Consider the following 9,734-nt stretch of genomic DNA (forward strand, 5'->3'; position numbering starts at 1 on the left):
GCGATAATATTTTTTATTCCTATCATGCGTAACAATACGATAGGAATAGCACCCGGAGCCATATACTGTACATGGGCGACTTCAGGCTTTTCTGCTTGTACTACCTGTTTCAGCCCTTTGTATAAAAAGGCAATTCCTTTCATTCCTCCAATTCGTTTTCCTACGGGGCTCAAGCATGTTACCTTGCTTCCTGCTTCTTGATAACGGGATACCATTTCGGGTAAATATTCAAAATAGCATACGGTACTTACTTGATGCTTACCTTGAATTAGGGATTTTACTAAATTGAGAGTTTGTATTTCAGTGCCTCCAGTCAAGAGACAAGGAATGCAGATTAGTACTTTCATTTATTTGTTGTAAATTTAGATGTGATTTTGTTTTTGTAATAATGGATAGTTGGCTGTAAATCTTTGAAGTTGATATTTATAAAACAACGCGTTCGCAATAAATCACGTATCCAAATCCATAGTGATAAACTCCCGTTTTTTACGTAGAGAAAATCTAAAGAATAGTTCATCATATACACTTTATGAATTTTATTTCTTTTGATTTTCATATTTGGATTTAAATATAGAGCGTGAAGGTTTGCGCCAGCCGATGTTGCCGCATATGCTAAACCCTCGTTCCGGAAATTTACTTCCATGAAATAATCTTTATCGGCTTTATGAAGGAATTCGATACTGAAAGGGCCGTAATAATTTGCTTGTATTAAAAATTCCTCTATTCCCTGTATATTAATGTTATATTCTCTGATAGGTTTAAATAAGCCGTAAGCTCCTGCACCTATTAGTTGTGGATAATGCCGAATCTTTCTTATTCCTCCTGCCAAAAAGGTTTCTTTTTCAGTTCTAACTCCAATACAGTCTATTTCGTACTCTTTGTCAATAAACTCTTGTAGGATAAAATCAGAACAAGAACTTTCTGCGTTTAAAGCATTTTCTACCTCTTTTTCATTCTGACAGATATGAATGTCGCTTTTCTCTCCTTTCGTACTGTTAAGCGGTTTCAATAAAATAGGATAATCAAAAATTAAATTATTGATTTTTTCTTCCCGATGAAAAATGATTGATTTCGGTACGGTTAATCCACATTTTTCGGCTAACTTACATTGTTCATCTTTGTTAAATAGCATACCAATTTGCTTTCCTCTCGCCGGAGTACGAAAAAATGGTGCTAATATTGATTCTTTTTTATCAATAAAAACCGCAGCTTCATCAAAACTACAAATTATAGTCTGCTGTTTAGTTGTATTTTCTTTTAATTGCTCCAATATTGGCATGCAATCTTCAATGGTCGATATACGATATACACGACTGTTTTTTAGATATCTACTTTTTGCAACCAAACAGATATCCTCATCGCATTTCAGGATTAGAGTCTGTTCTATTTTTGCTTCACCTAAACTACGGACAATGCTTAATGTGTTATTTGTTGAATCACCGAGAACAATAGCGCTATACAACGGTTGTTTCATATTTATTTCTGTTTGAAATATAGTTCTTTGTTCCAATAATTGGCTTCAATAAACACGTTGGGCAATCCGCCGGACCACGGTTTCCCGCAGGGAGCCTGAGGATATATATATTTATCGATAGCTTCTTTTTTCCTTAAATGCTCTTCTTTTGTCATGTTAAGCAGTAGTGCGTTTTTCCAATCTATTTTCCAGGTATTATAATACCAGAACCAGACGCAGTATTCATAAAGCCGGATATCTGTCATTTCTTTAGTTATTCTTCTTATGATATTTCCGGCGCGTATATGATCGTTCCACCCTTCTCCTTTGTGTGGAATGAAAATAGCATGGGGGCGGATATTTTTTATTAATCGGCTTAGCTTATCCGTTTCTTGATGATTATAGCTTATTTTGCCATCGGGGTAATCGAGGAAAAATAGATTTTTTGTAGGTATACCCAATTTTCTGTTTATATTTATAGCCAATCCTCTTCTTGCGGTTATCAGTTCTTGGGAAGTAATTCCACAGCATCCGTTATGTGATGCTTCTCCGCCGGTAAGAATGATGACGTATACGTCGTTTCCTTTGTTGAGAGAACGTTGTATCAATCCGGCACAACCTATCACTTCATCGTCCGGATGCGGAGCGATAATTAGTAAAGATTCTTTGGGTTCGATACTGCCGGCTCTGATATTGGCGATACCGTGCAGTGCATTTACTCTGAGTTTCCGTATAATATCCTTTATCATCTGGCATTCAGTAAGTTTTTGTAAATGTTCACTACATATTCAGGTGATAACCGGCTATACAATTGCCGTGTACTGTATTTTTCATTCAGTGTATTCTCTTGCCAGGCTTTATATAAAGTTAAGATACCTTTTTTGATGTCTTTATGATTTTCATTGTTGACGGCTATTCCTCCTCCCTGTAGGGTCAACGTTGAATTTGCAAAACCATTAACCGGTGAAATAGCTAATATCGGTCGGTTGAGCTGGGCATAATCTGTAAATTTACTGGCAAAGAATATTCCTTTTTTAAGAACCGCTTCCAATAACACTAATACATCATATTCCTGCATCTTCTGCATTGCTGTCATATATGGGTAGCTACCTACAAAGCAAACATGATCTTTCAGATCGTATTTTTCGATTAATAGTTTTGTATGTCCATTTATATATCCCATAATGTCCAATTGTATCGACCTATATCCTTCGTCTATGAGTTCTCTTATTGCTTTAAAGGTCAATTCCGGATTCCTTTCGGAAGACAAATTACCGGAATGACACATATACATTTTATCTCTTTTTTCAGAAGGGCGGACTGATAAAAACGATTCCGGCAGACCGATATGCGGAATGACTGCTGTCTGTTTGTCTTTCAGAAAAGAGAAATTTGCTTCAAAATGCTCTAATAACGTTTGGGATGGAAAGGTATTGATATCTGCTTTTTTTAAGCATGTCATGGTGTATCTATGAGCTATATTATGCTCTCTGGGTGACAGATGGTGCGTGTATGGTTCCGGCCAGATAGTCGTTGCCGGATCGTTCCAGTTAGCTATCCATCGGATACCTGTCTTTTGCTTAATTTTGTATCCGATGATATGGGGAATATCGCTTGGAGAACGTGTTATGATTGCATCATAAGGATTTTTTTTGTGCAGTTCCAAGGCTTTTTGGTAGGCTCTGCGGGCCCAACGTATGCCGTTCATTGGAAATCCTCCCATTAATAAACTCGAATAACATAAATCTGCCATTCTGTTTATCTTATTACCTGCCGGATAGCTGATTTCATACGTATGTTTCTTAAGCGGCAGCCAAGGTTCTTGCCATTCCGAACAATAAGTAGGTCCTTCGTCTATCCGGGATATGACATCCACTTCCCACCCTTTTGCTTGTAATGCATATACAAGTTTGCCATTACATAAATTCTCAGAAAATGTGTATGGCAAATATCCGGGAGCGATAAATAAGATTCTCATTTTATGATAAGTGATTTACAATTCTTTCACAAGCCATTCCGTCTCCGTAAGGATTGGTGGTTTTACTCATTTTTTCATAGTAAACCTTGTCGTCTAACAAACGGCTCACCTCGCTGATGATTTTATTACGGTCGGTACCTACTAACTTTACCGTACCCGCATCCACGGCTTCCGGCCGTTCGGTGGTATCACGCATTACCAACACCGGTTTTCCCAATCCGGGAGCTTCTTCCTGTATCCCGCCGCTATCGGTCAGTACCAATGTACTTTTCTCCATGAGATAGACGAATGGCAGATATTCCAATGGTTCAATGAAAAACATGTTTTTCAGTTGTTTCTCTCCGAATACCTCATGGATTGGTTTTCTTACATTCGGATTTAGATGCATGGGGTATACAAAGTCCACATCCGGATATTTCTCTGTCAGTGTTTTGATTCCGGTACACATATTGATAAATCCTTCTCCGAAGTTTTCCCGGCGATGGCCGGTGATCAGCACCAAACGTCTGGCGTTATTAAGACGGTCAACATCGTACCCGGAGCTTTTTAAAGAATTATTCAAGGTGGTTTCTAATGCCGGGTCATCCTTGATTTTTCTTACCACTGCATAAAGGGCATCGATAACTGTATTACCTGTCACCAAAATTTGTTTTTCCTCGATTCCTTCATTCAGCAGATTCTGTTTGCTTAACGGTGTAGGAGAAAAGTGACAGGTTGCTATTCTTCCGGTTATTTGCCGGTTCATTTCTTCCGGCCATGGGCTGTAAATATTGTGTGTCCGTAATCCTGCTTCCACATGTCCTACCGGTATCTGTTGATAGAATGCTGCCAAGGCTGCTGCCGTGGAGGTCGTGGTATCGCCGTGTACTAATACAATGTCCGGTTGTGTCTTTTTCAATACATCCCGCATGCCTACAAGTACTTTGGCTGTTACGTCATATAGGTCTTGGCCTTGTTTCATAATGTTCAAGTCATGGTCGGGGACGATGTCGAATAGATGTAAGACTTGATCGAGCATCTCTCTGTGCTGGCCGGTTACACATACAATTGTTTTAAATAAGTCTTTGTGTTTTTGGAACTCTTTTACCAAAGGAGCCATTTTTATAGCTTCCGGACGAGTGCCGAAAACGAGCATGATCGTTTTCATTGTTATATATATTATGTTTTTACTTTATCCAATTAAGAATTTGCCGATTTTTGTTTTTAAAATTAATCTTGTTAAGATATAGGATACAAATAGAGATGTTAGAAAAAAGAAAAATGGAAATAAATAAATATTTTCTGCTGCCCATTTTTCTAACGGTAATAACTTTTGAGCTGTTTTTGAAATAAGATAAAGTTGTATCCAATTATGAAATATGTAAATGCCATAACTGTAATTACTAAAAGATAAAATAGGAGTTATAAATTTGTGTTTATTCCAGTCAACGAGTTCAGTTATGTACCATAAGGCTATAATAATGGAAGTTTGAGACAATTCGCTATACCAATGGATATTTCCATATTCTGTTGGGTGTATTATAGTTATTGAAAAATAGATGATAAATAATAAATATATTATTTTGTAACGAGTGATGATGTTAATTATCAATTCTTTGTAATGGCAAATTACCCATCCTAAATAAAACCAGCAATACCAAAGGGATAAATTGTGCAATCCTAATATTCTAGGTAGAAATTTATCTAATAATGCTATTCCAAAGCAAACAAAAAGAATCACTAATTTCCATTTGGCTTTTGTGAAGAAAGAGCATTTATGGAGTAAGTAAGTTAATAAGAAACACCAAAATATCATTGGCAAAAACCACAGATGCCAATATCCACCGTTTAATAATTCTAATGGATGAAAATTATTTGTACTCGCCATCATTATTATGCCAAAAAGAAAATATGGAAGTAGAATTCTTTTAGTTTTATTTTTAATCAGATATCCAAAAGTTGGATATTTGTTTTTGGCAATAAGAAAGGCAAATAAGTAACCAGATACAAATACAAACATAGGCATTGCTATGTTGATAAAATAAAATTGGTTGATTGTGAAATAAGTGGAATGGTATATTTCTTTTAGTTTTGGGAAGTGGTTTGCATACATCATGCCATAGGCATGAAAGGCTACAACTAATGTAATAGAGAATGCACGTATAATAGCAATACTTTGTAATTTCTCTTTTTTTTGTGCCATAAATATTAATTCAAAATGTTTTGAAATGTATTTTGCAATAGTATTGATATAGATTTGGATTTTTGAAATGTATTTTCTCCTATCGTATCAAGTTCTTTTTCAATACGATTAAATGTGTTTTCGAGTATCTTTGAGGTCAGCTCATCATCTTTTATCCCGTACTGTTCGATATTAAATTGTTTCATAAATTCGATGGTTTTCGGATGATAGGCGATGCCGATAAGTGGAGTTCCACTTGTTAATGCAAAGATTGTGGAATGTGTTTTGTGACCGATAAATATTCTGCATTTGGCAACCTCTTGTAAATGTTCATGTGTAGGCATGTCCTTGTCTATATAAGTACATTCACATTCGTTTGGTTGTTTTACCCGGTTTAAGATTTCTTTTATAAGTACACGGTCATCCGGAAGAGTCCCTTTTAATTCCATAGGGAAAAATACGACTTTATAACCTTTTGATACTGCAAAATCACAGAATGAAGAAAAGGTTTTTATATATCTTTCATGTTTTTCCGGACTACGCTGTTGGGTACTGTATATGGCTATTCCTATTTTCTTTTCTCTTTTTGAGGGTTGTGTATGGAAAGGGAAAAGTGAGTTTAAGGAAATTACAGTTTCATAGGTCCCTTTTATAAGAGACGGAGAAATTCCTAAATCAATTAGGCTTTGTTTTGATTGCTCTTCTCTCGGATATAAAACACTACAATTTGATAAGAGTCTTTGAGTCAACTTTTTGTTCCGGGGATTATGAAAGTCAAATGGACCAAAGGATTGAGAAAAGCAGATTGTCTTTTTCTTCATACTCATTACGGCCATGGCATCGAAGTTGATGGAAGAAACTAAATCTTTAGACAAGATAGTTGTAAAGTGGTGGCCTCCGACACTTATTACCAGATCGGCTCTACGCGCTTTTTCAAAAAAAGACGGGTTGATTAAGAATCGGTTTACTAATGAAGAACAATGAGAAAGATAACTTTCACGCATGATCGTAAAAGTGTATTTTTTGATTTTATTGATAATGTTCCAATATTTTTTGTTGCGGGGGATTCTTGTATAATCCCAAGCCGAGGGGATAAATTCGATTTGCTGTTCTTGATAATAAGAGTATCCTTCCCATAATTCTGGTGACGAAGTTGAAACAGAGATATGAATAGAGGGGGCTATCGATCTGATGATAGAACAAGTTGCGTACAAAACTGCCCTGTCTCCTTTATTACCGGCATATTGATGGATTAGTAAAATATTCATTTTTAATATTTTCTTTGTGGTGGTAAATAATTATGTGACGCATATCCCATTACAGCACAAAATATGATGATGAATTCTTGAGGAATGTCTAATAACATTCTTAATCGAGCCTCTTCTTCTTTGTCTTTTTGAGCCCACGAAAGAATTGTACCTGTAATGCCCAATGTTTGTGCTGCGAGGAATACATTTTGTGCTCCTAAGCTGGTGTCTATGGCTGGCAAGTAAACTTCACTGGGCCATACGTATCCACGGGAATCTGCAGCAAATACCCAAAAGGAGGGAATGAATGTACTGAATCCGGTTCCTCCTTTACAGCATTTGAGACATTCATTTGCTTTTGAGGGAGTATTGGTTATGAATAGTCGGATCGGTTGTTTGTTGCAACTGTTCGCTGCCCAGTTTACAAGTCCTGATAATTGGTTTATGATTTCATCGGATAAATTTATTTCGCGGAAAAATCTGTTTGAACGTCGTTGCTTTATTAATTCGGACAATTGTTCATAACAGATTGGCGGTGCTTCTGTTTTCCCTTGTAAGGGTAAGAATGACTGAGGAGAAGTTTGTAGTTGTTCGTAAAATTCTACTTTACTTTGCGCCCATTCAACTGTAGGATCAGATGCGAAAGGCGTATGTCTTATTTTTTCTATTTTTTCTTTCAGTAATTTATAGTATAATTTACTATGTCCTGGTTCTATATCGCGTCTGTGTAGTCCTTTATCTATAATATGCGCATATTTACGCATGAGTAACATGTCTTTTTCGTGGCTGTCTTTGAGTGAATAGTCTAAATATTTTTCTGTATCCTCAATAATTGTTTTATAGTAAGAGGGTACGATAATTCCTCCATTTGCAATGATTTTATAATGTCTGAGAGGAAGGATGCGTTTTAGGAATATTCCTATTGTTTTTTTAAGAGACATTTTTCTTTTAATTTAATAATGAACGGATAACATATCTCACGGATGAAATCTTTGTCTATTAGTCGGATAGTGATGACGGTTATTATAAGATTAAGAATGAATACAATGCATCCTGTTATCAGGAATGATATGAAATCGGGGATGGACAGATAAATGTTATTTTTTAAGTAATATATGATTGTAAAACATCCTATAGACACTAAATAGGGGAACAGGAATATTTTATATGCAATGATGTTTTTGTTTTTAATATACTTTTTCCATATACATCCTATAACAAAGACGCCTATTAATGAGGATAATAGATAACTATATCCAACTCCATTGACTCCCAATGTTGGAATTAGCAATAAATCGCATAGTAAAATAACGAATGAACTGGCTATAGTGATATACATTATATATTGAGGTACTCCCAGTCCTTTAAGTAATGAATCATAAGGTAAAAAAGCTCCTCTAACGATATAACTGAAAGCAAGTATGGTTGCTATGAAACCGGATTTTTCCGCAAAATCGGATGATATCCAAATTGCTAAAAAATCTTTAATCATTATAGCCATGGGAACAAAAATTACGATTGACAGATAAAGTGATAATTGGGTTGATTTTATATATATAGATTTTATGACCGTTGTATTCTTTTCTGCGGCAAACTTGGGGAATAATACACTAAAACCAGAAGATATTGTACTATTCACCTTCCCAATAACTTGCATCGGAATGCTGAAGTAGCTTACGGCTTGTGGACCGATGAATATTGAAAGTAAAATATTGTCACAGTATTGCCACACGAGTCCCACTATCTGGCTTAAGAAAGAAAAGATGCCATAACTAAAAATTTCTTTATAATCTTTTTGAGATGGTATGCGGTAAAGCATCAGAAATGGTAATAACTTTTTGGAGATGATTATTACAGAAAACAGTGATAATATACCAATGGATAGTTGAGTTATTACTAAACCTTTTAATCCGTACCCTAAAAAGATGACAAGGATATTGGTAATAAAACGTATACCGTTTTGACCGATTTGTATATATGAGAAAATATCGTAACGTTGTAAAGCTTGTGGAACAGAAGTAAAACAACCGTAAATAAAATTTATAAAGAATAGTAAAAGCGTGAGCCTGATTAATAAAGTACCTTCTGATCCTAATTCCGATAAGTTTAACAATCGTATAATCATTTCGGGGGTGAAAAAGAAGATACTGGTTACTATGATTCCCAACAAACTGTATAACCATAGTGTAGCATTAAATACCCGGTTGACACCTTCATTATCATTTTTCGAATAGTAAAATGCCACATAACGTAAAGTCGCTTCTCCTAATCCTAAATTTATAATTGACAAAGCACCTCCGATTGTGCCTAAAATGATATATATACCATATTGAGCATCTCCTAATCCTTTGGTAATTATCGGAGTTAAAATAAATAATAAAAGGATATTTAGAACATTAGACAGTATATTCCAAAAAGCATTGTATTTTAATGATTTATTGGGTAGCATGATACTTCCTATTATATGTGAGGGGGGAATTTTGAATTAAAAATATATTTTTTCCACAAACCCCACCGGCATATCCACCTGTGCGCATCCTAACATATCCAGTCTTACGACTACTTTGCTTTTCCCATCCACCGTCACCAGTTCTCCTTCCAGTCCGGCCAACGGTCCCTTGATTACCCTTACCTGTTCTCCCACCGCCAGTGGAGTAGTGCACACTTCCACCGCTTCTTCCGAATAATCCAGCATGAATTTGAATTTTTCCATTTGCCGGTCGGGGATGACGGCCGGAACGGATTCTCCCCGTAACACCATATACCGGCTGATAGCTGATAGCGTGAGCGGTAATCCGCGTTCTTCGTCAGATACGCGGACAAAGATCATCATCGGAATAACTACCCGCTCTACTTTTTTCCGGCGGTCACTCCACTGGTGAATCTCCTCTTGTA

10 protein-coding genes are annotated in these 9,734 nt (G+C 36.1%); all 10 read right to left on the reverse strand.

Annotation, left to right across the window (positions count from 1 at the left end; translation table 11 throughout):
• Positions 1-347, reverse strand: a 347-nt coding sequence (locus tag QVP90_RS06930) for a glycosyltransferase (RefSeq protein ID WP_264381071.1), incomplete at its 3' end; no start/stop codon positions are given.
• A complete protein-coding gene (locus QVP90_RS06935; protein ID WP_021936017.1) occupies positions 344-1,474 on the reverse strand; it encodes a hypothetical protein in 1,131 nt (376 codons plus the stop codon). The genes QVP90_RS06935 and QVP90_RS06930, both read right to left, overlap by 4 nt.
• Positions 1,475-1,476: 2 nt before the next feature.
• The gene (locus QVP90_RS06940) at positions 1,477-2,202 is read right to left on the reverse strand and encodes a PIG-L deacetylase family protein (protein WP_021936018.1); all 726 of its coding nucleotides are present in this window, start codon (positions 2,200-2,202) and stop codon (positions 1,477-1,479) included.
• The gene (locus QVP90_RS06945; protein ID WP_021936019.1) at positions 2,199-3,431 is read right to left on the reverse strand and encodes a glycosyltransferase; all 1,233 of its coding nucleotides are present in this window, start codon (positions 3,429-3,431) and stop codon (positions 2,199-2,201) included. The genes QVP90_RS06940 and QVP90_RS06945 overlap by 4 nt, the downstream gene beginning before the upstream one ends.
• A gap of 1 nt (position 3,432) precedes the next feature.
• On the reverse strand, positions 3,433-4,578 hold the full coding sequence (gene wecB, locus QVP90_RS06950; RefSeq protein WP_021936020.1) for a non-hydrolyzing UDP-N-acetylglucosamine 2-epimerase: 1,146 nt from the start codon (positions 4,576-4,578) through the stop codon (positions 3,433-3,435).
• Between the two features lie 24 nt (positions 4,579-4,602).
• A complete protein-coding gene (locus QVP90_RS06955) occupies positions 4,603-5,613 on the reverse strand; it encodes an acyltransferase family protein (protein WP_021936021.1) in 1,011 nt (336 codons plus the stop codon).
• Between the two features lie 5 nt (positions 5,614-5,618).
• Positions 5,619-6,860, reverse strand: a complete 1,242-nt coding sequence (locus QVP90_RS06960; protein ID WP_021936022.1) for a polysaccharide pyruvyl transferase family protein — start codon at positions 6,858-6,860, stop codon at positions 5,619-5,621.
• Positions 6,861-6,862: 2 nt separating this feature from the next.
• Complete coding sequence (locus QVP90_RS06965; RefSeq protein WP_021936023.1) at positions 6,863-7,780, reverse strand: nitroreductase family protein; 918 nt, start codon at positions 7,778-7,780, stop codon at positions 6,863-6,865.
• Positions 7,759-9,288 carry a lipopolysaccharide biosynthesis protein gene (locus QVP90_RS06970; protein WP_021936024.1) on the reverse strand — a complete coding sequence of 510 codons (1,530 nt, stop codon included), beginning with the start codon at positions 9,286-9,288 and terminating at the stop codon, positions 7,759-7,761. The genes QVP90_RS06965 and QVP90_RS06970 overlap by 22 nt, the downstream gene beginning before the upstream one ends.
• A gap of 36 nt (positions 9,289-9,324) precedes the next feature.
• Positions 9,325-9,734 (reverse strand): UpxY family transcription antiterminator (locus QVP90_RS06975; RefSeq protein ID WP_288203992.1); only part of this gene is annotated, 410 nt, incomplete at its 5' end.

The sequence above is a fragment of the Bacteroides sp. CAG:189 genome (assembly GCF_000432295.1).
Classification (GTDB): domain Bacteria; phylum Bacteroidota; class Bacteroidia; order Bacteroidales; family Bacteroidaceae; genus Bacteroides; species Bacteroides salyersiae.

Excerpts from the sequence above, each read along its gene's own strand:
- QVP90_RS06935 (WP_021936017.1), bottom strand. The coding sequence starts at position 1,474 with ATGAAACAACCGTTGTATAGCGCTATTGTTCTCGGTGATTCAACAAAT.
- QVP90_RS06940 (WP_021936018.1), bottom strand. The coding sequence starts at position 2,202 with ATGATAAAGGATATTATACGGAAACTCAGAGTAAATGCACTGCACGGT.
- QVP90_RS06945 (WP_021936019.1), bottom strand. The coding sequence starts at position 3,431 with ATGAGAATCTTATTTATCGCTCCCGGATATTTGCCATACACATTTTCT.
- wecB (WP_021936020.1), bottom strand. The coding sequence starts at position 4,578 with ATGAAAACGATCATGCTCGTTTTCGGCACTCGTCCGGAAGCTATAAAA.
- QVP90_RS06955 (WP_021936021.1), bottom strand. The coding sequence starts at position 5,613 with ATGGCACAAAAAAAAGAGAAATTACAAAGTATTGCTATTATACGTGCA.
- QVP90_RS06960 (WP_021936022.1), bottom strand. The coding sequence starts at position 6,860 with ATGAATATTTTACTAATCCATCAATATGCCGGTAATAAAGGAGACAGG.
- QVP90_RS06965 (WP_021936023.1), bottom strand. The coding sequence starts at position 7,780 with ATGTCTCTTAAAAAAACAATAGGAATATTCCTAAAACGCATCCTTCCT.
- QVP90_RS06970 (WP_021936024.1), bottom strand. The coding sequence starts at position 9,288 with ATGCTACCCAATAAATCATTAAAATACAATGCTTTTTGGAATATACTG.